At 68.2% G+C, this 21,492-nt stretch carries 21 protein-coding genes and 1 pseudogene; 10 read left to right on the top strand and 12 right to left on the bottom strand.

What is annotated here, in order from left to right; translation table 11 throughout:
- The first annotated feature begins 234 nt into the window (after positions 1 to 234).
- Positions 235 to 1,539, top strand: a complete 1,305-nt coding sequence (locus tag ON27_RS24260; RefSeq protein ID WP_051046952.1) for a glycosyltransferase 87 family protein — start codon at positions 235 to 237, stop codon at positions 1,537 to 1,539.
- A gap of 22 nt (positions 1,540 to 1,561) precedes the next feature.
- Here ON27_RS24260 and ON27_RS24255 read toward each other — a convergent pair whose 3' ends face one another.
- Complete coding sequence (locus ON27_RS24255; RefSeq protein WP_043732353.1) at positions 1,562 to 2,008, bottom strand: nuclear transport factor 2 family protein; 447 nt, start codon at positions 2,006 to 2,008, stop codon at positions 1,562 to 1,564.
- Positions 2,009 to 2,546: 538 nt separating this feature from the next.
- Here ON27_RS24255 and ON27_RS24245 point away from each other — a divergent pair.
- The gene (locus tag ON27_RS24245; RefSeq protein WP_043732350.1) at positions 2,547 to 3,311 is read left to right on the top strand and encodes a trans-aconitate 2-methyltransferase; all 765 of its coding nucleotides are present in this window, start codon (positions 2,547 to 2,549) and stop codon (positions 3,309 to 3,311) included.
- A gap of 121 nt (positions 3,312 to 3,432) precedes the next feature.
- Here the strand turns inward: ON27_RS24245 and ON27_RS24240 are convergent, their stop codons facing one another.
- The gene (locus ON27_RS24240) at positions 3,433 to 3,717 is read right to left on the bottom strand and encodes an ANTAR domain-containing protein (protein ID WP_051046951.1); all 285 of its coding nucleotides are present in this window, start codon (positions 3,715 to 3,717) and stop codon (positions 3,433 to 3,435) included.
- Positions 3,718 to 3,895: 178 nt separating this feature from the next.
- On the opposite strand from ON27_RS24240, the gene ON27_RS24235 reads away from it, so the two are divergent.
- Positions 3,896 to 4,174, top strand: coding sequence for a hypothetical protein (locus tag ON27_RS24235; protein WP_043732364.1), 279 nt, complete (start codon positions 3,896 to 3,898; stop codon positions 4,172 to 4,174).
- Positions 4,175 to 4,247: 73 nt separating this feature from the next.
- On the opposite strand, the gene ON27_RS24230 is transcribed toward ON27_RS24235, so the two are convergent.
- The 5 genes from ON27_RS24230 to ON27_RS43970 form a co-directional block, all read right to left on the bottom strand.
- The gene (locus ON27_RS24230) at positions 4,248 to 4,448 is read right to left on the bottom strand and encodes a hypothetical protein (RefSeq protein ID WP_043732348.1); all 201 of its coding nucleotides are present in this window, start codon (positions 4,446 to 4,448) and stop codon (positions 4,248 to 4,250) included.
- Positions 4,449 to 4,611: 163 nt separating this feature from the next.
- On the bottom strand, positions 4,612 to 5,046 hold the full coding sequence (locus ON27_RS24225; protein ID WP_043732345.1) for a MerR family transcriptional regulator: 435 nt from the start codon (positions 5,044 to 5,046) through the stop codon (positions 4,612 to 4,614).
- Between the two features lie 9 nt (positions 5,047 to 5,055).
- Positions 5,056 to 5,607 (bottom strand): class I SAM-dependent methyltransferase, encoded by a 552-nt coding sequence (locus ON27_RS24220; RefSeq protein ID WP_043732342.1) that lies wholly within the window; start codon positions 5,605 to 5,607, stop codon positions 5,056 to 5,058.
- Positions 5,608 to 5,754: 147 nt separating this feature from the next.
- Positions 5,755 to 6,513, bottom strand: coding sequence for an SDR family oxidoreductase (locus ON27_RS24215; RefSeq protein ID WP_043732338.1), 759 nt, complete (start codon positions 6,511 to 6,513; stop codon positions 5,755 to 5,757).
- A 253-nt stretch (positions 6,514 to 6,766) separates the two neighbouring features.
- Positions 6,767 to 6,934: a hypothetical protein gene (locus tag ON27_RS43970; RefSeq protein ID WP_169334529.1), complete on the bottom strand. Its 168-nt coding sequence runs from the start codon at positions 6,932 to 6,934 to the stop codon at positions 6,767 to 6,769.
- Between the two features lie 459 nt (positions 6,935 to 7,393).
- On the opposite strand from ON27_RS43970, the gene ON27_RS24210 reads away from it, so the two are divergent.
- The gene (locus ON27_RS24210; protein WP_157227301.1) at positions 7,394 to 8,155 is read left to right on the top strand and encodes a hypothetical protein; all 762 of its coding nucleotides are present in this window, start codon (positions 7,394 to 7,396) and stop codon (positions 8,153 to 8,155) included.
- Positions 8,156 to 8,334: 179 nt separating this feature from the next.
- A pseudogene (locus ON27_RS24205) lies at positions 8,335 to 8,976 on the top strand (dienelactone hydrolase family protein); the annotation flags it as partial.
- Here ON27_RS24205 and ON27_RS24200 read toward each other — a convergent pair.
- Both ON27_RS24200 and ON27_RS24195 read right to left on the bottom strand, forming a co-directional pair.
- On the bottom strand, positions 8,957 to 10,078 hold the full coding sequence (locus tag ON27_RS24200; protein WP_043732334.1) for a CapA family protein: 1,122 nt from the start codon (positions 10,076 to 10,078) through the stop codon (positions 8,957 to 8,959). The pseudogene ON27_RS24205 and the gene ON27_RS24200 sit on opposite strands and share 20 nt — an antisense overlap.
- Positions 10,079 to 10,132: 54 nt before the next feature.
- A complete protein-coding gene (locus ON27_RS24195) occupies positions 10,133 to 10,663 on the bottom strand; it encodes a hypothetical protein (RefSeq protein ID WP_043732330.1) in 531 nt (176 codons plus the stop codon).
- Positions 10,664 to 11,163: 500 nt separating this feature from the next.
- Between ON27_RS24195 and ON27_RS41475 the strand changes: the two genes are divergently transcribed.
- Entirely contained in the window at positions 11,164 to 11,913 is a 750-nt protein-coding gene (locus ON27_RS41475; protein ID WP_245560084.1) for a TetR/AcrR family transcriptional regulator, read from the top strand.
- Positions 11,828 to 12,991, top strand: a complete 1,164-nt coding sequence (locus ON27_RS24180; protein WP_280410800.1) for an oxygenase MpaB family protein — start codon at positions 11,828 to 11,830, stop codon at positions 12,989 to 12,991. The genes ON27_RS41475 and ON27_RS24180 overlap by 86 nt, the downstream gene beginning before the upstream one ends.
- A gap of 25 nt (positions 12,992 to 13,016) precedes the next feature.
- Here ON27_RS24180 and ON27_RS24175 read toward each other — a convergent pair whose 3' ends face one another.
- A complete protein-coding gene (locus ON27_RS24175; protein ID WP_043732320.1) occupies positions 13,017 to 13,733 on the bottom strand; it encodes an MBL fold metallo-hydrolase in 717 nt (238 codons plus the stop codon).
- 369 nt (positions 13,734 to 14,102) lie between these two features.
- Here ON27_RS24175 and ON27_RS24170 point away from each other — a divergent pair, with 369 nt between their 5' ends.
- Together ON27_RS24170 and ON27_RS24165 are read left to right on the top strand one after the other, a co-directional pair.
- Positions 14,103 to 14,879, top strand: a complete 777-nt coding sequence (locus ON27_RS24170; RefSeq protein ID WP_043732317.1) for an MHYT domain-containing protein — start codon at positions 14,103 to 14,105, stop codon at positions 14,877 to 14,879.
- Between the two features lie 153 nt (positions 14,880 to 15,032).
- Positions 15,033 to 16,001, top strand: a complete 969-nt coding sequence (locus ON27_RS24165; RefSeq protein WP_043732314.1) for a TIGR03557 family F420-dependent LLM class oxidoreductase — start codon at positions 15,033 to 15,035, stop codon at positions 15,999 to 16,001.
- Between the two features lie 19 nt (positions 16,002 to 16,020).
- On the opposite strand, the gene ON27_RS24160 is transcribed toward ON27_RS24165, so the two are convergent.
- Positions 16,021 to 16,632, bottom strand: a complete 612-nt coding sequence (locus tag ON27_RS24160; protein WP_043732310.1) for a TetR/AcrR family transcriptional regulator — start codon at positions 16,630 to 16,632, stop codon at positions 16,021 to 16,023.
- Positions 16,629 to 18,260, bottom strand: a complete 1,632-nt coding sequence (locus ON27_RS24155) for an FAD-binding oxidoreductase (RefSeq protein WP_043732304.1) — start codon at positions 18,258 to 18,260, stop codon at positions 16,629 to 16,631. The genes ON27_RS24160 and ON27_RS24155 overlap by 4 nt, the downstream gene beginning before the upstream one ends.
- Positions 18,261 to 18,597: 337 nt before the next feature.
- Between ON27_RS24155 and ON27_RS24150 the strand changes: the two genes are divergently transcribed.
- Positions 18,598 to 21,492 (top strand): non-ribosomal peptide synthetase (locus ON27_RS24150; protein ID WP_043732355.1); only part of this gene is annotated, 2,895 nt, incomplete at its 3' end.

Raw genomic sequence — 21,492 nt, 5'->3', positions numbered from 1 at the left:
CCGCTTGCCGCAGGCGCGCCAGATCCGCGTCCTCGGGCACGAACATCGCGGCGCCGGGTGCCTTCATCGCTGTTCGCCTCCTGCCTCACCGGGGTCGCGACTTCCGTCCGCGGGCCTCCCCGCACTGCCTGGTGCTGGTGGCGGCTTACCCGTTTCCGCGGCCCTCACGCCACCGACGCCGATCTGCCTCCCATGTGCTGAAGACGCGGACGGAGGTCGGTATAGTCGCCGCGGATGAGTAGTGTCACCGCCGCCGCCGCAACGCCGATGTCCCGGAACCGTCGACTCGGGCGTGTGATGCGGCTGGCGCCGATCCTCTCGGTCGCGTTCTCCGCGTACTGTCTGCTGACACCGGTCTGGCCGTTCCACAAGATCACCGGCGGGTTCATCGACCTGCAGGTGTACCGGCTGGGCGTGGACGCCATGCGCCACGGCGCCGACATGTACGGGCAACTGCCGCAGACCACCATCGGCGCGGGTCTGCCGTTCATCTACCCGCCGTTCGCCGCGCTCGCGCTCGGCCCCTTCGCGATGCTGCCGTGGGATGTGGCCGCACTGAGCTTCTTCGTCTCCTCGGTGGCGGCGCTCGCCCTGACGCTCTATCTGGTGGCGCGGCGCGTCTGGCCGGAGGAATCGCAGCGGCGGCTGGCGGTCTGGGCCACCGCCTGCGCCACTCCGCTGGGACTGCTGCTGGAGCCGATTCACTCCACGCTGGACTTCGGCCAGGTCAACCTGCTGCTGATGGCGCTGGTCGCCGCCGATTGCCTCACCCACAAGCCGCGCTGGCCGAGGGGCATGCTGATCGGCATCGCCGCGGCCATCAAGCTCACGCCCGCCGCCTTCGTGCTCTACTTCCTGGTCCGCCGCGACTACCGCGCCGCCGCGACCGCCGCGGTCACCGGTGCGGCCGCGACGGCGCTGGGTTTCGCGGTCCTGCCCAAAGAGTCTGTCAAGTACTGGTTCGGCGGCCTCGGCAACGTGTCCGGGCTGAGCGGCTCGGCCTTCCACACCAATCAGTCGATCCAGGCGGTGTTCGCTCGATTCGAAGTGCCCGAGCCCGCGTTCACCGCTCTGTGGCTGGTGCTCGGCGCGTTGCTGCTGGCACTGGTCGTCACCGCGATGCGCCGCGCCGCCGACCTGCCCGCGCTCGTGCTGGCCATCAACGCCGTGTTCACGCTGCTGGTCTCGCCGATCTCCTGGTCGCACCACTGGGTGTGGATCGCGCCTGCCTTGTTCGCCGTCGTCGGATACGCGACCCGGCTGCCCGCTCGGCGGGCGATCGGCTGGTGGGCGACATTCGTGGCGAGCGCGGCGGTGTTCGTCATCGGCCCGCACAACTGGCTGCCCGACGGCGAGCATCGCGAGTCCGCGTGGACGCCTTGGCAGCACTTCATCGGCAACACCTACGTGTGGTTCAGCGTGGCGCTGGTCGTGCTGTTCCTGCTCACCAGCGGGCGCTCGGTCACCGAGCGCGCGGAGCCCGCGCAGGCCGAGCCGACGCGCCGGTCCGACGAGACCTCGGCGTTGTCCGCGCACTGAGGCGCGGCAACTTCCGACCGCGTCAGCCCATCCCGGGTGCGGACGGCGCGACGAAAAGGAAGCTCTTCTCCTCGACGCGCGACTTGATGCGCCACTGTCCGTCGACGCGGACGAACGTGTCCAGGTACCAGAGTCCGCAGAACATCATCGTGGGCGGCCCGTCACCGCCGGACACCATCATGGGGTTGTGGCACATCGTCCGGCCGGTGGCCGTGTCGCCGCGGATTTGGATGGACGAGTTGCTGATCAAGTGCTGGAATGCCGGGAAGTTCGGCAGCACGGAGGCGAGGAACTCCTTCGTCGCCGCCAGATCGCCGATCGAGCCGCCCATGGCCGAATAGTCGATGTGCGCGTCCAGGGTGAACACCTGGTCCAGCAGATCCCACTGCCGAGTGTCGACCGCGTGCGAATAGCGCACCATGAGGTCTTCGATCTCGAGTCGATCCGAAATCTCTTGCAACGACAGCATGCCTGCCTCCGATTGACATCGTTTCGGGTAGATGCCACCAGGATTCGGCGTGCGAGGCAAGATCCGCGCGGGCTAGGTCCGGTGCGGCAAGATGTTGAGTACCAATGTGAGCCCCGCCACGATGCTCACACACGCCACGACAGTGGAGAACACGGACTGCGTGATCGTGGCGATGCCGATCGAAAAGGCAAGGCACGTGGTCAAAGCAAGCGCGCCGGTTCCCGGTTCCACACCGGCGATCCGGGTTGGTCGGTGATCCGTCATAGCTATGTAATACCCAGCACCGCCCGTTACGAAACCGTGATAGACAATCGCTTTCCCGCTTCGGGCGTGTTCGCAGGTCACCGTGCCGCGGGCGGGTCGGGCAGGATCGAGCGATGACCGTCGTAGTGCGGACCTTGCGTGGCGGTTCCAGGAATCGCTGAACACGGAACCGAGTTACTGTCTGGTCCACGGCCCGGCCGGCGCCGAGGACGCGGAGCGGGGCGAGGGCGTACAGTACGTACGTACGGTTTGGTAGCGAGCCTCGGAGCGGCCGATGTGGGATCCACAGCAGTACCTCGCGTTCGACGACCATCGGACGCGCCCGTTCATCGATCTGCTGAGCCGGGTGGCGGCGGCCGAGCCGCGGGTGGTGGTCGACCTCGGCTGCGGGCCCGGCCATCTCACCGGGGTCCTGGCGAGGCGCTGGCCGGGCGCGATCGTCCAAGCCCTCGACTCCGCCCCGGAGATGGTCGCGGCGGCGCGTGCTCGCGGCATCGACGCGACGCTCGGAGCGGTGCAGGATTGGCGGCCGAGCGCGCAGACCGATGTCGTCGTCTGCAATGCGGTTCTGCATTGGGTGCCCGGTCATGCCGATCTGCTGACCGAGTGGATGCGGCAGTTGCCCACGGGCGCGTTCCTGGCCGTCCAGGTGCCCGGAAACTTCGACGCGCCGTCGCACCGCGCGATTCGCCAAGTGGCCGCGCGTGACGAGTGGCGCGACGTTCTCGGCCGAGCGGGCATACTCGAGCCGCGGGCGGTGCTCGATCCCGCGGGATACGCCGACCTGCTCGACGCCGCGGGCGCGGAGGTCGATGCCTGGGAAACGACGTACCTGCAGCGCTTGACGGGTGCGGACCCGGTGCTGGAGTGGGTCACCGGCACCGCGCTGCGACCGGTGCGCGGCGCTCTCGACGACGCGCGGTGGCAGGAGTTCACCACACAGCTCGCTCCGCTGCTGCGCAGCGCCTACCCCCGACGGGGCGACGGCACCACCTGGCTGCCGTTCCGGCGTGTGTTCGTTGTCGGCCGGAAGCGGTAACGCCCCGTTCCTCCGGTGCGGACAATCGCAGGACAACCAGCTGTCCGAGCGCTGAGTCCGGAACGCGCCCTCGATCGTCGGCGGTGAAATCGGTCGGTGCCCCCCGCTGGTCGGCGGACGGTCACCGGGCTTGCTCATGCGCCGTCGACAGCAATCGGGTGACGCGGGTGCGCAGCTCGCCGGGGACCGCCCGCAGGCCGATCGACGGCAGTTCCGCGGCCACGTTGGCGGCGAGAACCCGCAGCTTGGTGTTGGTTTCCTGGGATCGGACGCGCAGCAGCGTGAACGCTTCGTCGGCGTCGACCCCGTAGACCAGCATCACCGCGCCCTTGGCTTGCTCGATCACCGCCCGCGCGGCTACCGGATCGAGGTCGCCCGCCGCTGCGCTGTCGCCGTGGTAGCTCACACCCCCGCACTACCCGGCCTGGGCGATTCGACACCGATTGCAGGGGTGGCCGCCGACCCGGGGATGTCCTGCTGTCCGGTTCGAGGGTTGACGACGGCCGCGGAGATCGCGATACTTCGAACGTCATAGCGATTGCGTATAACTTGCCCTGCGGAAACGCGACGGAGACAGATCAATGATGATCCATACGGCAGTCGAAGCATTGCTCATGGCCCAGGTGGAGGATCCCGTCCCCGAGGCTCCTCCGAACTCGGAGAAGATCCTCCAGCTGTTCCGGTATTTCACCTGGTTCGTAATTCTCTCCGGTGTCACCGGCATCGCCTACGCGGGCGGGAAATTCGCCTGGGAGAAGTGGAACGGCGGTCCACTCGCGTCGGCGAAGATGGTCGCGGGTGGCATGCTCGGCGGCGTGATCGCCACCAGCGCGGGGACGATCATGAACGCGCTGATCGGATGAGCCGGTCGAGGGCAGCGGTGGAGCCGGACGCGGCCCGCGTCGTCCGCCGTATGCGTCCGCTCGGCCGTCTCTGCTAGTCGGTCACCTCCAGTTCGACCAATTGACCTGGGGTGAAGGACTTCTCGCGCCGATCGGTCTCCACGCCGAACACCGCGACCACGAGATCGCCGCCCGGCTGGACCACTCCCGCTTGGGTGAGGGTGCCGTAACCGACGACGGATTCGCCGACATGGTCGGCGAGTTCGGCCGCCGGGATTCGAATTGTCCTGCCCATGGGGCACCTCTATCGGGTCGAAGTGTCACGGTCTGCTGTGTCACTGTTCGCGGAACTCGATCCTAATCCGCGAGAACAAGCGCGGAACCCCCCGCGCGCCGCCGGAATCGCGCGGGGCGGCGAGGCGGTCACAAACTCCACCGTCACGACGGATTTTCTTGCGCTATAACAATTTACCCTCCGGACTCGACCTGTTCGTGACCACGGCGAGCGCGTCGGCGACCTTGGTCCGGAAGTGCGGGCACTCGCGGAAGTCCTCGGCGTCACAGTCCAGAGCGTGCGAAATGGTCGACAGCGCCGCGGTGTCCCGGGCGATCCGGTGCGCGAGCCGGTCGCGATGCGCGCGCAGCAGCTCGCGGCGCGCGATGCGGTCGGCGGCCTCGGCGAACAGGGCGGCGAGTTCGTCCAGCGACAAGCCGACCTGTTTGCCGAGCAGGATCATCGCCACGGTCTCCGCGTCGGCGGGGTGATACCGGCGACGCCCTGCCCCGTCGCGTCGCGGCGCGAGCAATCCGGCATCCTCCCAGTGCCGCAGCACATGGGTGGCCAGCCCGAACCGCGCCGCGAGTTCACCGATCGACATGTCGCCGCCCGCCATACCCGCACTCTAGGCGGCGCGGGCGGTGAGCCGCGAATACAGCGCGACGGGATGGCGCCGGGGGCGCACCGGCTCGCGCCGCACCGTCGCCGCCTCGAAGCGACGGCGCAACGCGTCGAGCGCGTCCGCCGCGCGCACGAATCGGAAGTCGTAGATCGCGACCACTCCGCCGGGACGCAGCACGCGCGCCAGCTCCGCGATCGCCTGGCCGACCCGCGGCCATTCGTGCATGCTCAAGCTGGAGACGACCAGGTCGAAGCTGTCGTCGGGGTACGGAAGCGCGCCGACGTCGCCGACCGAGAGTTCGGCCGCGCCGGACAGCCGAGCCTCGGCGAGAGCGATCATGTGCGGTGACAGGTCGACGCCATGCGGTCGCAGATCGGATCGCCGCGTGATCACCTGCTCCAGCAGCTTCCCCGGTCCCGTCCCGACGTCGAGCACCCACGCGCCCGGCTGCGCGGCCGCGTCGATGTCGGTGGCGATGTGGCGATACAGGCCGCCGAGCAGGCGAGTGGCCCGCTGGTCGTAGTCCCGGCTCTGCTTTTCTCCGAACGTTGTCATGGTTGCCTCTCCTCGTGGTGCGCTCAGCTTGCGAGTTGAGGTCGACCTGAAGTCAAGCGAACGGGCGGGGCTGCCGCGCGCGGGCTCGATCGCGGAAGGCCGGCGACGGCACCCCGGTCCTGGCGGTCGAGCCGGAGCGGCCCGGAGTCACGGCTGGACGGGATATTTCCGATCGAGCCATTGCCCGAACGTCGGCCCGGCGATGATCGCGCCGGGGCCGGGCAACAGGGCGCCGGTGGCCTGCAATTCGTGATTCGGGTCGTCGGTGTCGACGATCTCTTCCACTCGGGCCGGCCGGCCCCGTCGAGCCGCCACTTCGGCCGCGGCCGCGGCGAGGTCGAATTCCTCCGGTCCGGCGATCTCGGCCAACTCCGGCCCGTTCTGCGCCAAGGCCGATTCGGCCAATTGCTCGGCGACCGTTCGGGCGGCGACGAGCCGAGCCCGGTACTTCGGGACGTAAGCCGTGTCGCCGCGGGTTGTCCAGTCGAGCATCATCTCGGAGAATTCGTGGAATTGGGCCGCGCGCAGGATTCGCACCGGTACCGGGCCTTGTCGGTAGGCGTTCTCCTGAGCGAGTTTTCCGGCGTAGTGCCCGGAGGTGAATCGGTCGATGCCGATGATGGAGATCAACGCGATTCGCCGCACCCCCGCTGCGGCCGCCTCGCGTTGCACATTTCGCGCGATGGTGCGGAAGAAGTCCGTCACCGCTTCGGTGTCGGTAGTCGTCGCGTTGACCGCGTCCACCACGACATCCGCGCCGGCCAGCGTGTGCGCCAACCCTTCCCCTGTATAGACGTCCACCCCGGTCGACCGGGCGATCCCGACGACGTCGTGGCCCTTGTCTTGCAGTATGCCGATCACGTCCCGGCCGATCAGCCCGCTCGCCCCGATGACTGCTACTCGCATCGCACCCTCTCCGGATTCAGTGGTTCGACGAGTAGACGAAGCGGCTTCGGCCGGTGTGACATGACCAGGTCCCGATCACAGCTGCGCCGCATCGGTCGATCCACGCGCGGCGGCAGCTGCTCGGTTGTGCCTCCAGACGTCGGTTTCGAGCGCGAGTCTGCGATATGCCCGGCACATCACTGGTCCGGACTCGCGCGGATGTGGAACGGATTCGTGCGGCCGCTCTATGTCCGGTGCGGCCGCACCGTAGGACTCAGATGCACCAAACGACGCTGCCGAGCGGAACGCACAGAACGACCGATCCCCATACCGGCGTCGCTGCGTCCGACGGTGTTTCGGCGGAAACGGCGGGAGCTGCGATGACGCCAACGGACAAGGCCATTGCGGTCGCGGCGACGATTTTCGTGATTCTCATGGACATTTGTACATCCTTTGACTCGAGTGAAACTTATCTATGACTCACGGATTTCATGCTTCACCCTAAGGCCGGGCAGCGCCAGGCAAAGAAATGTCAAGTTCCCCGGCGTTGCGTAACAGGAAGATCACCATCGGTGCCTTTTCCGGGGTGCGGGCACCGAATTTCGGCGGGAAACAAACCGAAAGAATCCTTATTACCCATCCGCTGTCCGAATTGTGTACTTCGATCACTGTGCGTGATCTTCTTTCCGGCGCGACCCGGTCCAGACGGGGCGCTGACCCCTCCCACCGGCGAAGTTTCCGCGGCCGGGCGCGACCCTTCGTACCGGCCAACCTTCGCCCAACGGCGCAGCCGGAACGTCGCGGTGGAGGCCCGGACCGCTCGCCACCATGGCGTGGTCCACTTCCCACTGGCGGTGGGCCACGCCCGAATCGCGCGGTTGTCCGCCCCTAAACTGAGACAATGGTGCAGCCGACGCCCTGGCAGTCGAAAGAAACTGGAGACGGCCGTCCTCCACAGCAGAACTGGGCGGAGAGGGGCGCAGTACCGGCGAAAGCAATTCTGGTCGCGCTGCGCGGGTATTGGGGCTACGTGTGGGCCGCGGTCGGCAGCCTCGTGACGCTGCTGTTGCTCTTCCAGCCCTGGATGACGGCGCGCGGCGCGGACGGCAGCGTCAGCACCAACGCGTTCGGCCGGATGCAGATCACCACCAAGTTCCTGAACGTCTGGTCCAAGTCGGGACCGCGCCCCGCGCAGATCACCGGCTTCTGGGCTCTGCTGGCCTGTGCCGCCATCGTCATCACGATCTTGGCGATCGTGATCAATCTGCGCCTGCGCATCGAGGCCCTCAACCGGTTGGCGACGATTTCCGCGTTGCTCGCCGCGCTGTTGGTGGTGTTCACCGTGCTCTACGTCAACAGCAAGGGCGGTGAACTGAAGGCGATGGTCGGACGGCGCACGGATTTGGGCGGCCAGGTCGGGTCGTTCATCAACTGGGCGTTCGGCAACGGCAGACTCGTAGTGCCGGGCGTCGGGCAAGTCGCGTACTCGTCGGCGGGGCTCACCCCGTGGGCGCTGCTCGCCGGCGCGACGTCGCTCGGCTCGGCCGTCGCCGCCGTCGCCCAGTGGATCCGCAACAGATCCGGCAGTTTGTTCCGGCTGCCGTGGCAGGTCCAGGTCGTCGCGTCGAAGCGGCCGCCGGCCGAACCGGAGGACAAGGACTGACCGTCGGCTGCCGACCGCACCGGGCGGGCCGGAGCCTCGCCCGAATCACTCCGGCACCGAGGGCGCACCGACTTGCTGATGTGACCTCGGTCGAGCGATCCCTCTTGCGACGACGGACCTCGTCGGGTAGGCCGGATAGCAGGAGGTGTTCGATGCCATCCGCTCCCCGCTCCTCGACGCGGATCGAAGAGGTCGTCGTGCCGTCGGAAAGCATCCGGCTGGCCGGGGTACTGGCCGTGCCGCCGGAACCCGCCGCCTTGATCGCCTTCGCGCACGGCAGCGGCAGCGGCAGGCGCAGTCCGCGCAACCGGTTCGTCGCCGAGGTCCTCAACACAGCGGGGTTCGCGACGATGCTGGTCGACCTGCTGACCGTCGCGGAGGAGGGCGATCGCGCGCAGGTCTTCGATATCCCGCTGCTCGCTCGACGCCTGGTCGATGTGACCCACTGGCTGCGGACGCGGCCGGACCTCGGTGGCCTGCCCACCGGATACTTCGGGGCCAGCACCGGCGCGGGCGCCGCACTGTGGGCGGCGACCGAGCCGGGTACCGAGATCGCGGCGGTGGTCTCGCGGGGCGGCCGACCGGATCTGGCCGGTCCGCGGCTGGGTTCGGTCCGCGCACCGACACTGCTCATCGTCGGCGGCAACGACCGACGGGTGCTCGAAGTCAACCGGGAGGCCCAGCTACGGATGCCATGTCCGAGCGAACTCGACATCGTCCCCGGAGCGACGCATCTCTTCGAGGAAGCCGGTGCGCTCGAGCAAGTCGCCGACCTGGCCGCTCAATGGTTCGACCGCCATCTCACCGCCGTGCCGCACTGAACACGACCGGCAGGTCGTCGGGTCGAGGGGCGACGCGGGTGCCGAAGCCCCGGCTGATGTCCTCGATCTTCTCGCACAGCCAGCGGGATTCGCTGCGCGGCGCCCACTCCAGGCGCATGTGCCGCTCGCGCAGGGGGATCAGCCGGACCTCCGCCGAGCCGGGATCGATGCACACCAGGTACAGCGGGTGCAGATCGGCGTGGTAGCGCTCGTGACCGCGGATGCCTTCGTAGTCGTCGATGACGTCACCGCAGCCGTACAGGATCGGTTTGCCGCGATAGATCTCGATCGGCCGCGGATGGTGCGCGGAGTGCCCGTGCACCAGATCGATGCCGGCGTCGATCAATCGGTGTGCGAACTGCGTTTCGGTGCGCGCGACCTCGTAGCCCCAGTTCGGGCCCCAATGCACCGAGACGATGCCGATATCGTTGTGCCGCTTGTACCCCGCCATCTCGGCCGCGACTTCCTCGGCCGCCGCCGCGCCGGGCGAGTACCCCACTCGCCACAGCCCCGGTCGGCCGCGCCGGGCCGACCATGCCTCCGGGACCCCGCTCGAACCGGCGGCGACCGACAGGATCACCACCCGGCGCCCGTCGGCGAGTTCCACCGTGGCGGGAGCGCGCGCGCCCGCCAGGTCCGGACCGGCGCCCGCATGGGCGATACCGGCGGCATCCAGCGCCGCGAGCGTGTCGGCCATTCCGGGAATGCCGAAATCGAGGACGTGATTGTTGGCCAACGCGCAGACCAGCGGCGCGATCGCGGTCAACGCGGGCACATTGTCCGGATGCATCCGATAGTGGATGCCTTTCGTGGGGACGAACGCGCCGTCGGCGGTGATCGAAGTCTCCAAGTTGAGCAACCGCACCTCGGGGTCGATGCGGGCGAGGATCGGCAGGACATCACCCCACAGTTGCCGGTAGCCGACCGGATGGGTGAACTCGCCGTACGCGCGTTCGGCCAACTGCACGTAGGTTCGTGCATCATCGACGTATCGTTCGCGCAGCCTCGGATCGCCGGGATGGGGCAGAATCTGGTCCACACCCCGGCCGAGCATGACGTCGCCGCCCAGCAGCACCGTCGCCATATGACCATTGTCGATCATCGCGGCGCGGATGTGAACGCCGCGGCCGTCGGCGGACGCGACGGAATCGCCGGGTCACCTGCTGGACATGGAGAGCAATTGTTGCGGGTCGTCGGCGTAGACGGTGGCGATGACGTTCGCTCGCGCGGCGAGATCGCGGGCCAAGTCCCGAAGCTCGTCCGACGCTGCCGGATCGGCGTCGACACCGAGCAGCAGGTCACGGGTGTGGATCGCCGTCGCCTGCGCGCAGCGTCGCAGGCGGGCTTTCGCCACGGTGTCGAGCGCGACCGGGCTGAGGTAGCGCTGAATGTGCTCGCCGCGGTCGGTGACCTGGTTGACCACCGATTCGGTCGCCGCGTCGGTGAGCCAGCGTTCGGCGTCGGCGGTGATCTCGAAGACCAGATCGTGGTCGCGGATGTCGGTGGGATTCGCGGAAGTGGTCAGCAGGGCCATGCTCGCTCGCCCGATCGCGAGAAACCCGCTCATCGCGTGCGCGAGGAGCACGTCCGGGTCCGCGGCCGGCAACTGATGTAGCCGTTGCCCGACGACGGTGACCCAGCAGGCGAGGTGTTCGGCTCCGGTGTCGATCGACGTCACTGTCGGCATAGCGCGACCATACGCCGTTACCCGGGCGAGACATACGAAGAAACGCTAGAAGTTCGCCAGGTGTCACGGATTTCGGTCGTGCGAGTGGCGGCCGATGCGCGGATCGCTCAGTGCGCCGCCGCCGCGCAGCGGTCACCCGGGCCGCGATCGTCCCGGTCGTGCCGCTTTCGGGTATCGCTCACCGGGAGTTCTCGCGGGGATGGATGATCTGGCCTGGCGTGAGCCCGCTGGCCCCGGCGCGGCGGGATCGGCCTTCGAATCGGCGTCGAGATCGTTAACTGTGATTGTGCCGAAAGGTGCGGCGCCGCTATCGAAATCGCATTTGCACGTGCATTTCGGGATCGGGCCGGAGTTGCGGCTACAGCACTTCGAGGAATGGTTCCGCGACCCCGAGTCGACCTGGCGAGGCCGCGGCAGCTCTCACCCGCTGCCGGAATCGACGGCGGGCACCCGCGGATCGAGGGATTGACTCAATGTAACAATCTTACTAGCTTTGATGCATGAGCACGAGCCGGGACGCTGTCGACGAGAGGATCATGGACGCGGCCCTCGATCGGATCCTCCAGGTGGGGATCAGGCGCAGCAGCCTGGACGACATCGCGAAACGCTCCGGGGTCAACCGCGTCACGATCTATCGCCGTTTCACCGGCAAGGAGAACTTGGTCGACGCCGTGCTGGAACGGGAAACCCAGCGCATGCTGGCCGAGGTCACCGCCATCGCTGTGGCCGCGACCGACGCCGACCTCCGGATCGAGGAAACGGTGCTGCACGTGCTGCGGCAGACGCGGATGCATCGGCTGGTCCACCGGCTGCTCACCGTCGCACCGGAGGAGGCCCTTGCCTTCTATACCGTGCGCGGGGCCCAGATCGTGTCGCTGGGTATCCGCTACATCGCAGGCTTGCTCGAGCGCGCGCAGGAGCTGGAGCTCATCGCCCGCTACGACGCCCTGCCAGTGGCGGAAATGATCGCGCGACTGGCCCATTCGGTCATGTTGACCCCCACCGCCTGCGTCGACTTCGCCGAGGACGACGCGACGCGCGAATTCGTCCGTGCCGCCATCGTGCCGATGGTGAAGCACGGCATCAGTGCCTGCTCGAAGGAGAGCGACGATGAACAAGCCACTTCCGCTGCGTCACCCGGAGGCTCCACGCCGCGTTCCGGGACTGCGACCGTTCGCACTGCTGCTGGGATTGGACAAGCCGGGGCCGGAGCAATGGCGGGATCTGGGCGAGGCGCTGCTCATCGGTGACCAGCCGATGGACGACCTGGTGGAGTGGATGTACCGAGAAGGCATGGGCCGCACCCGTGCGCTGTTCGACCGGGCGCTGCGCGAGGGTATCGAGAACGTGCCGGACGCTCCGGAGCCGTTGCGGGCATTCTTCGTCCGGGTGCAGACCCCACCCGAATGGCTGGACCGGGAGCGGATCGAGTGCGCCGAGCGGGTGTTCCGCCGCGGCGGTACGGACGGGCTCTACATCGCGCGCGACGTCTCCTTCCTCGGCGGCTACTTGGCCTCCGGCTTCAACAAGACTTTGCTTCGCACGGGCGCGCTCGAGAAAGGGCCGGCCAAGCGATTCGCCGAAACGCTGCAGTGGGCGCTCGACGTCACCTCCGAGGGCGGAATGGCGCCACTCGGCCGCGGTTACCAGTCCACGGTCCACGTGCGGCTGATCCACGCCCTGGTGCGCCGTCATGTGGCGGCGATGCCGGACTGGCGCGAGGACGAATGGGGCGTGCCGATCAACCAGACCGACATGGCCGCGACGCTGGTCGGAGCCTTGATCGCGCCTTTCGTCGGTGGACTGGCGATGGGGTTGCTCTCGACTCCTCGCGAGCTCGACTCCGCCGCTCACCTCGCCCGCTATGTCGGCTGGCTGATCGGTGTCGAGGATCGGTTCCTGCCCAACGGATTCCGGGACGCCGTCCGGATCCTGTACCACAGTCTCACCGCGATCACCAACCCCGACGAGACCACGCCGCAGCTCGCCGTTCCGATGGCGGACGATCCGCTCCACTGGCACTACCGGAACCTGCCCGCGCTGCGTGGCCGGATCGCGCGGGCTCAGCACCTGTCCATCGCGAGCGCCTTCCTCGGGCCGTCCGCCATGCGGGAACTCGGCCTTCCCGCCTACATGCCGCCGTGGTATCCGGTGCTGCGCATCCCGGTGAATCTCGTCCGGGCAGGGCTGGCCCGGGTCCTGCCGGGCGGCTTGGAGCGCGCCGCCGCGCGGGGACGCCGCGAGCAGGAAGCGTTTCTCTCGACCCTCGTCGGCGCCGAGCCGACCGTCATCGGCGCGTCCGCGCAGCACGTCGGGCATGCCGCCTGAGGTCGTCGCGCGGGGACAGCGCCGCTCAGGCGTCCAGGCGAGCCTGGTAGTCCCGCGCGAGATCGCGCAGTGCCGTGGCGCCGTCGCCGGTGAAGCTCGAGCCGTGCATGATCGCCAGCGTGGTGGGCGCCAGTTCCGCCAGCCGATTCAGGGTGGCGGGTACGGCGGGGCCGAGTGAGGTGGCATGGAAGACGTCCTCCGCGACGCCTGCCTGCTCCACCAGATCCGAGGCGGTCAGCGCCGGTCCGTTGCCCAGCTGGGTCATCAGGTCGCCGCAGAACAGCACGCCGGTGGTCTCCTCGTAGAGCACCCGCGCCTCCCAGTTGTGCGGCGCGTGCGGAGTGTCCAGGTGCCGTACGCGCCGACCGCCGAGCTCGATCACCTCGCCGTCGGCGAGCCGGCGCGGTAGCCGATCCGCCAGATCGTCGAGGGAGACCAGGCACCCGAGCAGACCGTGCGCCACCTGCGCGTGCGGTGCGGCGGCGAGGAACAGATTCATCGCACCGCACTCGTCCGCTTCCACGTGCCCGAAGGTGACCCAGCGCAACCGTTCCACCGGCATGATCCGCGCGATCTGCCCGGCGACCACGGGGAACAGCGCCCGCATGCCGGCGTGGAACAGCAGCGGCTCCTCGGCGTCGATGAGGAACTGGTTGAAGGTGAAGCCGGTCGGTCCGACCTCCGGAATGAAGGTCGAGATGCGGTAGATCTTCTCGGCTATCTCGTCGGTTCGAGTGTCCATGAGGAGTCGATTCGCTGGTCGCGGCCGTTTCACTCATTGTCTTCGATCGCTTGCCGCTCGTGCGGCGAATTCTCGGTTTCCATGGTGCGCACCGGGTGGTGCGCCGCGGTGGGGTACGGAACGGCGCTCCGCCGTGTCACCTCGTACGCCAGCCGCTAGCTGTCATGGTGTCCGCTTACCAGGCGGAGTGGCGCGAGCCGAAATGCGTACGGCTCACCAGGTGCCTGGCATGCGTCCCGCTAACCGGAACTCGTCCTATGACTTTAAAGAGGATAGTAGTACTCTAAACTACCTACCTGCAGTTTCACTATATGAGATTCGCGCATCGTCACACCCGCGGTCCGAATCTATCCAGCGAGGGAGTGTCGCGTGCTGGAAATCGATCACTTCAGCCACGGGTGGCTCACGCCCGTCATCGCCTATCTCATGTCGTTCACCGGTTCATTGCTGGGATTGCGGTGCATGGCCAGATCCCGCACCGGTTCCGCACGTGACGGGTGGCTGCTCGCCGCGGCGATCGCCATCGGCGGCACCGGAATCTGGGTCATGCACTTCGTGGCGATGCTCGGGTTCGCCATCGAAGGCGCCTCGATCCGGTACGACGTCCCGATCACATTGATCAGCGCGCTGATCGCCATCGGGGTGGTGTGGATCGGGCTGCGCATCGCGCACCAGCGGGCCTTGGGCATGCTGGCGCTGTTCGCCGGCGGCGGCGTCACCGGCCTCGGTGTCGGTGCGATGCACTATGCGGGCATGTATGCGATGAAGTCGGACGCCGCGATCGGCTACGACGGACGGATCGTCGCATTGTCGATGGTGATCGCGGTGGTCGCCGCGACCGCCGCGCTGTGGTTCACCCTGCATGTCCGTGGCACGCTGGCCACCGTCGGCGCGGCGCTGGTCATGGGTGTCGCGGTGTCCGGCATGCACTACACGGGTATGTTCGCGATGCACGTGCACGAGACCCAGCACATGCATCCGCCGTCCGGGGCAGGCGCGGCGCAGTTGCTCACGCCGCTGATCGTGAGCATCAGCCTGGTGACGGTGCTGTTACTGCTGCATTTGGGCGTCACGGAGGTCGAGGACGAGAACGCATACGTTCCGCGCGGTCGCCACGCCTCCAGTTACTGGCCGACTCGGGACTGAGCGGAGCATGGGGCGCGCAATCTGCGCGCGTCCGGCTTATCCGGTGCCGTGGACGGCACGGCGCGTGGCGAAGTTTTCGCTGCCGTATGGCGGGTACGCGCGCCGAGAGTCGGTTCGTGAGGCGACCGGCCGCTGTCGAACCAGGAGGTGGCGATGCGTATCGGATACAAACTGGCGGCCGAGGCATTCGGTCCGAAAGAGCTTGTCCGGCAAGCGGTTCGGGCTGAAGAAGCCGGATTCGACTTCGTCGAGATCAGCGATCACTTCCATCCCTGGCTGGACAACCAAGGGCATTCGCCGTTCGCCTGGACCGTACTCGGAACGATCGCGGCGCGGACCGAGCGGATCGAACTCGCCACCGGAGTGACCTGCCCCATCCTGCGGTACCACCCCGCGATCATCGCGCAGGCGGCGGCTACCCTGGCGATCCTCTCGGACAACCGGTTCACCCTCGGTGTCGGTTCCGGCGAACGTCTCAACGAGCATGTCGTCGGCCGGGAGTTCCCGCCCGTGCGCATCCGGCAGCGGATGCTGCGCGAAGCGCTCGAGATCATTCGCCTGCTCTGGAGCGGCGGCTACCACTCCTACGACGGCGAGTTCCTGACCGTCTCCGAAGCTCGCGTTTTCGATCTGCCCGACCCTCTTCCGCCGATCGCGGTCGCCGCGGGCGGTCCGGAGGCTGCCCGGATCGCCGCCGAACTCGGTGACGGCCTGTTCGCCACCGAGCCGAAGGCCGAGATCGTCGATCGCTATCGCGCGGCGGGCGGCACCGGCCCGCGTTACGCGGAGGTCGGCACGGCGTGGGCTCCGGACGAGGAGACGGCCGCGAAAGCGGTGCTGGACACGACGCGCTGGGCGGTCACGGGGTGGAAGGTGATGAGCGAGCTGCCGAACCCGGTCAACTTCGCCGCCGCGACCACCACCGTCCGCCTGGAAGACATCCTGGACAACTTCGCCTGCGGTCCGGACCCGGCCCGCTATCTCGACGCCGCGAAGCAGTACGTCGACGCGGGCTTCGACCATCTCGTGATGCAGAACGCCGGTCCCGATCCGGATGGCTTCCTCGACTTCTACCGCCGGGAACTCGACCGGCCCCTGCGCGCCCTGGCGCCGAGCGCCTGAGCCGGGAGCAATCGAATGGTCAGGGTTGCCGAGCGCCGGTCGCGCGGATGGTGGCGAACAGGCGCAGGCAGCGTTCGGTCATGTCCTCGGGTGTGTGGCCGGGATGGTCGCTCCACCAGGAGACGGTGGTGGACACGACGCTGAACCACAGCGCGAGCAGCAGCGAATGATCGTCGGCGTCGTGGATGCCCGCATCGGCCAGCACCTGGGCAACGCCCGCCGCGCCCATGCCGTTCAAGGCGTCCTGATATTCCCGGGCCACCGCGTGGGCCGCGCTCCGCCGGGGCAGTGTTGCGTCGTAAATGATCTTCCAGTTCTGCGTGCGCCCGTCCAGCGCGCGGAAGATGCCGGTCAGCGTCGCGAGCGCCCGATCGTGGGCGCCGTGGGCGGACTGGGCGGCCGCGACCGCATCGACCAGGCTCTTCCCGGCGCGGTGCACGCAGGCCGCGTGCAGTCCGTCCCGGGAGCCGAAGTAGGCGTACACGAGGGGCTTGGAGACTCCCGCCGCCGAGGCGATCTCGGCGACGGAAGCCTCGGCGTAGCCGCGTTCGCCGAACTCGGTGGTGGCGACGTCGAGGATCTGCTCCTCCCGTCGCTCGCGCGGAACGCCCTTCGTGCCCGGCTTGCTCACGGCGTGTCCCGGGGGGACGGGGGAGTGGTCGGGTCGATCAGCACGCCGGGATTGAGGATTCCCGCGGGGTCGAGTGCCGCTTTGGCCGCCCGCAGCGCGGCGGCGAACGGTTCCGGACGCTGGCGGTCGTACCAGGGACGGTGGTCGCGGCCGACGGCATGGTGGTGCGTGATGGTCGCGCCGTTGCCGTGAAGCGCTTCCGATACGGCGGTCTTGATCTCGTCCCACTGCTCGACGGTCCGTCCCCACCGGCCCGCCGCGTAGACGCCGAAGTACGGCGCGGGTCCGTCCGGGTAGACATGGGTGAACCGGCAGGTCAGCACACCGGTCACGCCGGCGGATCGGAACGCGGACGTGGTGGCTTCCCGCACCGCCGCGCGCACGGCCTCGAAATTGTCCCAGGTGCAAGCGGTTTCGAAAGTCTCGACGATCATGGACTGGGCCGCGAGCGCGTCGCGCTGGTACGGCATGCGCAGGAACGACGAGCGCCAAGTGTCGGCGGCGGCCGTGCGGACCGGGTCTTCGGCCGAGTCGGTGCCGCGAACGCCGTCCGGGATGGCGCCGCCGTGCTCGCGGCAGATCTGTACGGCGCGGCGCATCGGTTCGTCGACGGGATGGTCGGCGGACTCGAATCCGAGGACCAGCACCCCGCCCGCCGCGTCGGTGCCCGCGTTGATGAACGCTTCCACCGGATCCAGCAGCCGGCAGTTGGCCGGATACAGCGCGGACTGGGCGATTGCGCGCGTCGCGGTCACGGCGGCTTCGTAGCCGGCGAACAGCACCGACGCACCGGACCGCCAGCGCGGGCGATCCTGCAACCGCATCCACGCCTCGGTGATGACGCCGAGAACACCCTCGGAACCGAGGAACATCCGGTCGGGCGACGGGCCCGCACCGGACGCGGGCAGTCTGCGCGATTCGCTGATCCCGGCCGGTGTGACGACCCGCATCGATTCGACCATGTCATCGATGTGGGTGTGGACGGTCGCGTAGTGGCCGCCCGCGCGGGTGGCCAGCCAGCCGCCGAGGGTGGAGAACTCGAACGACTGCGGGAAGTGCCGCAGTGTCAGATTCTCCGGCCGCAAGGCCGCTTCCAGCGCCGGGCCGAGGATGCCCGCTTGTATCCGCGCCGCCCGGCTGGTGCGGTCGAGTTCGACGACCGAACCCAAACGGCTCGTGTCCAGGGCCATGGACCCGGCGTAGGCATCGGCGGACCGGTGTTCGACACCGCCCACCACCGACGTTCCGCCGCCGAACGGCACCACGGCGACGCCCGCGCTCGCGCACCAGTCCAGGATGTCGATCACGTCCTGCTCGGTACGCGGCCGCAATACCTGGTCGGGTACGTGCTCGACGCGGCCGAGCAGATTGCGCACGACGTCACGGAACGCCTGCCCGTGTCCGTGCGCGACCCGATCGCGGAGGTCTTCGGAGGCCAGCGCAGCCAGTGTTTCCGGCACGCGGACACGCGGCGGAGGCACATCCAGTGATCGCGGGTCCGGCGCCTCGTGCACTGCCAACTCGGCGTCCGGGAGCAGTGCCGCCACGCGCTTCGTCAGCGCCTCCCGCTCGGGGCCGGTCACGGCGTCTTCGCGGTTCCCCCATCCCCACCATGACCTTGTCGCCATCTCCGGTCTCCGTTCCCTTGAATTGACTCAAAGGTAAATTACCGGATGGTCAATTGCTCGTCAGGGGCGATCAGCCGGCCCTAGCGGGTCCAAAGCTAGTGATTTTGATCACATTGAAATCCTACAGAAATGAAGGTTATTCACATCACACCATGTCGTAGCCCAAAGTGCGCCGGGGTATACCTGTGAGCCCTCCTAACCTCGACGCGCCGATCGGATCGGCGTTCGCTAAGGTCCGTCCTGCACGCTCGGGTCATGGTTCACGCATTTGAGGCACTGCTTCTGGCTCCATAGCCAGAGCGGATGATGATCGACCAGAGAGTGAACCTGCCACCGTATGACCCCGACACGCCGTTCCGCACGTCGCGCCCCTCATTCACGAGCACGCAATCTCCTGTTTCCGCAATTGCTGGCCGCAGCCGTCGACACGTCGTTCGAATCCGTTGCCCTTCGGTATAATCCGACCGGCGATCCAGCTGATCAGCATGAGCTCAGCTACCGGGAGCTGGACGAGATGTCCTCGCGGTGGGCCCGCTATCTGATCGGCTCGGGGGTGGGGCCGGGTGACGTCGTCGCGGTGGCCATCACCCGCTCGATGGAGTCGGTGCTGGCGGTCTGGGCGGTCGCGAAGACCGGCGCGGCCTACCTGCCCATCGACCCCGCCTATCCCGCCGATCGCGTCGCGCACATGATCGGGGACTCCGGGGCCGTGCTCGGCCTCACCGTATCGGCGCATCGGGAGGCGTTGACCGCTGCGGGGACCGCGTGGATCGAACTCGACGGCTCGGCGCACCGGGAAAAGGTCGCCGACCGGCCCGGTCATTCGATCTGCTACCTCGATCGGCTGCGTCCGCTGACCGAACAGCACCTCGCCTACGTGATCTACACCTCCGGCTCGACGGGCAAGCCCAAAGGCGTCGCCGTCACCCATGCCGGACTCGCGAGCCTGGTCGAACACGAGATAGCCGTCCGCGCGGTGACCCGGGACTCGCGCGTCACGCATCTGTGCACGCCCAGCTTCGATTTCTCGGTGATCGAGATGCTGCTCGCCTTCTCAGCGGGCGCGACACTGGTCGTGGCCCCGCCCACGGTGTTCGGCGGCGCCGAGTTGGCGGATCTGCTGCGCCGTGAGCGGGTCACCCATCTGTGCATCACGCCGGCCGCGCTGGAGTCGATCGATCCGGCCGGACTCGACGACCTCCGAGCCGTCTTGTGCGGCGGGGAGCGCGTCGGTCCCGAACTGGTGGCCCGGTGGGCGAACGGTGACCGGTCCTTCCACATCGTCTACGGCCCCACCGAGACCACCATCTTCGCCACCGGCACCGAGGCGCTTCGCGCGGGCGAGCCGACCCATATCGGTACCCCCGTGCCGAACCTGGGCGTCCATGTGCTCGACGCGCGGTTACGGATGGTGCCCACGGGCGTGATCGGCGAGCTGTACCTCTCCGGACCGGCGCTGGCACAGGGCTACCTCGGGCGGCCCGGCCTGACCGCCGACCGATTCGTCGCCAATCCGTTCGCGGCGGTGCCCGGGACCCGCATGTATCGCACCGGCGATCTGGTCCGGCGCACCCCGGCCGGAATGCTGGAACATCACGGCCGGGTGGATTTCCAGGTCAAGATCCGAGGGCTGCGGATCGAACTCGATGAGATCGACAACGCGCTGACCGCTCATCCCGACGTCGACTATGCCGCGACAGTGGGCACGACGCTGCCGTCCGGCGGCAAAGCGCTGGTGTCCTACGTGCTGCCGCGCGTGGCGGCCACTGGGGACCGAAGCTGCGACCGGGTGGCACTCGACACCGGCGAACTCACCGACCTGCTGGCGAAAACCCTTCCGGCATACATGATCCCGGTCGCGATCATGGTGCTCGACGAACTGCCGCTGACGTCGGTCGGCAAGTTGGACCGGGCCGCGCTACCGGCGCCCGTACTCACCACCCGGCAGTTCCGCGCGCCCGCGACGCCGACCGAGCAGGTGGTCGCCGGCATCTTCGCCGCGCTGCTCACGCCGGTCAGCGGCGCGGAGAGCGCCACTTCGCAGGTCCGGATCTCCGAGGTGGGCGCGAACGACGACTTCTTCGAACTCGGCGGCAATTCCCTGATCGCCACGCAAGCCGCCGCCCGGCTCGGCGCAGCGCTGGGTGTAAGGGTTCCGGTCGCGCTGCTGTTCGAGGCATCGGTGGTGGCGAAACTGGCCGCACGGCTGGACGAACTGACCCGGGTGGCCCAGCCCGTGCCGCGACCGGTGGCGCGACCGGAGCGGGTGCCTCTCTCTTATGCGCAGCAGCGGATGTGGTTCCTCAACCGGTTCGATCCGGCGAGCGCGGGCCACAACATCCCGTTGGCGGTGCGATTGAGCGGCCGGTTGGACCTGGACGCGCTGCGGGCGGCGATCCGGGATCTGGTCGAGCGGCACGAGGTGTTGCGAACCAGCTATCCGGAGCACGACGGCATGGGCAGCCAGCGAGTGCACGCCATATCGGATCCGGCCGCGGTGCCCCAGCTGCCGGTGCTGGACGTCACCGAAGCCGAGATTCCCGAGTGCACGGTAGCCGCCGTGCTCGAGGGCTTCGACGTCACGGCGGCGCCGCCGATCCGGTTGCGTCTGCTGCGCTCGAACGAGACCGAGCACGTACTGGTGGCCGTGATCCACCACATCGCCGCGGACGGCTCCTCGATGGGACCGTTGACCGCCGACCTGATGACCGCCTATTCGGCCAGGGCGGACGGACGAGCTCCGAGCTGGGAGCCGCTGCCCGTGCAGTACGCGGACTACACCCTGTGGCAGCGCGCGATGCTCGGCGAGGAGAACGATCCGACCTCGATCCTCGCCCGTCAGATCGGTTTCTGGCGAGAACGCCTGGCGGACCTGCCGCAGCGGCTGGATCTACCTGCCGACCGGCCCCGGCCCGCGGTGTTCTCCGGCCGCGGCGCCACCCACGAATTCAAGATCGACGCCCCGGTCCACGCGGCGCTGAACCGGCTGGCCCAGCACCACGACGCGACGCTGTTCATGGTCGCGCACGCCGCGTACGCCGTCCTGCTCGCCAGATTGTCGAACACCCGCGACGTCGTCGTCGGCACACCGGTGGCCGGGCGCGGCGAAGCCATGGTGGACGGCTTGATCGGCATGTTCGTCAACACACTCGCGCTGCGCGGCGAGGTGGACCCCGGGCATACCTTCGCCGAGCTGCTCGATCAGGTGCGCAGCCGCGACATCGAGGCGTTC

Origin of the sequence: Nocardia asiatica NBRC 100129 (assembly GCF_000308415.1) — a bacterium.
Classification (GTDB): domain Bacteria; phylum Actinomycetota; class Actinomycetes; order Mycobacteriales; family Mycobacteriaceae; genus Nocardia; species Nocardia asiatica.
The sequence above is the reverse complement of the archived record's forward strand: the minus strand, read 5'-3'. Positions and strand labels throughout refer to the sequence as shown.

Bases quoted from the DNA above. Each gene is read 5' to 3' on its own strand.
- ON27_RS24210 (WP_157227301.1), top strand. From the start codon at position 7,394: ATGGTGCAGCCGACGCCCTGGCAGTCGAAAGAAACTGGAGACGGCCGT.
- ON27_RS41475 (WP_245560084.1), top strand. From the start codon at position 11,164: ATGAGCACGAGCCGGGACGCTGTCGACGAGAGGATCATGGACGCGGCC.
- ON27_RS24225 (WP_043732345.1), bottom strand. From the start codon at position 5,046: ATGGCGGGCGGCGACATGTCGATCGGTGAACTCGCGGCGCGGTTCGGG.
- ON27_RS24200 (WP_043732334.1), bottom strand. From the start codon at position 10,078: ATGATCGACAATGGTCATATGGCGACGGTGCTGCTGGGCGGCGACGTC.
- ON27_RS24260 (WP_051046952.1), top strand. From the start codon at position 235: ATGAGTAGTGTCACCGCCGCCGCCGCAACGCCGATGTCCCGGAACCGT.
- ON27_RS24230 (WP_043732348.1), bottom strand. From the start codon at position 4,448: ATGGGCAGGACAATTCGAATCCCGGCGGCCGAACTCGCCGACCATGTC.
- ON27_RS24195 (WP_043732330.1), bottom strand. From the start codon at position 10,663: ATGCCGACAGTGACGTCGATCGACACCGGAGCCGAACACCTCGCCTGC.
- ON27_RS43970 (WP_169334529.1), bottom strand. From the start codon at position 6,934: ATGTCCATGAGAATCACGAAAATCGTCGCCGCGACCGCAATGGCCTTG.
- ON27_RS24175 (WP_043732320.1), bottom strand. From the start codon at position 13,733: ATGGACACTCGAACCGACGAGATAGCCGAGAAGATCTACCGCATCTCG.
- ON27_RS24235 (WP_043732364.1), top strand. From the start codon at position 3,896: ATGATCCATACGGCAGTCGAAGCATTGCTCATGGCCCAGGTGGAGGAT.
- ON27_RS24165 (WP_043732314.1), top strand. From the start codon at position 15,033: ATGCGTATCGGATACAAACTGGCGGCCGAGGCATTCGGTCCGAAAGAG.
- ON27_RS24215 (WP_043732338.1), bottom strand. From the start codon at position 6,513: ATGCGAGTAGCAGTCATCGGGGCGAGCGGGCTGATCGGCCGGGACGTG.
- ON27_RS24255 (WP_043732353.1), bottom strand. From the start codon at position 2,008: ATGCTGTCGTTGCAAGAGATTTCGGATCGACTCGAGATCGAAGACCTC.
- ON27_RS24220 (WP_043732342.1), bottom strand. From the start codon at position 5,607: ATGACAACGTTCGGAGAAAAGCAGAGCCGGGACTACGACCAGCGGGCC.
- ON27_RS24245 (WP_043732350.1), top strand. From the start codon at position 2,547: ATGTGGGATCCACAGCAGTACCTCGCGTTCGACGACCATCGGACGCGC.
- ON27_RS24155 (WP_043732304.1), bottom strand. From the start codon at position 18,260: ATGGCGACAAGGTCATGGTGGGGATGGGGGAACCGCGAAGACGCCGTG.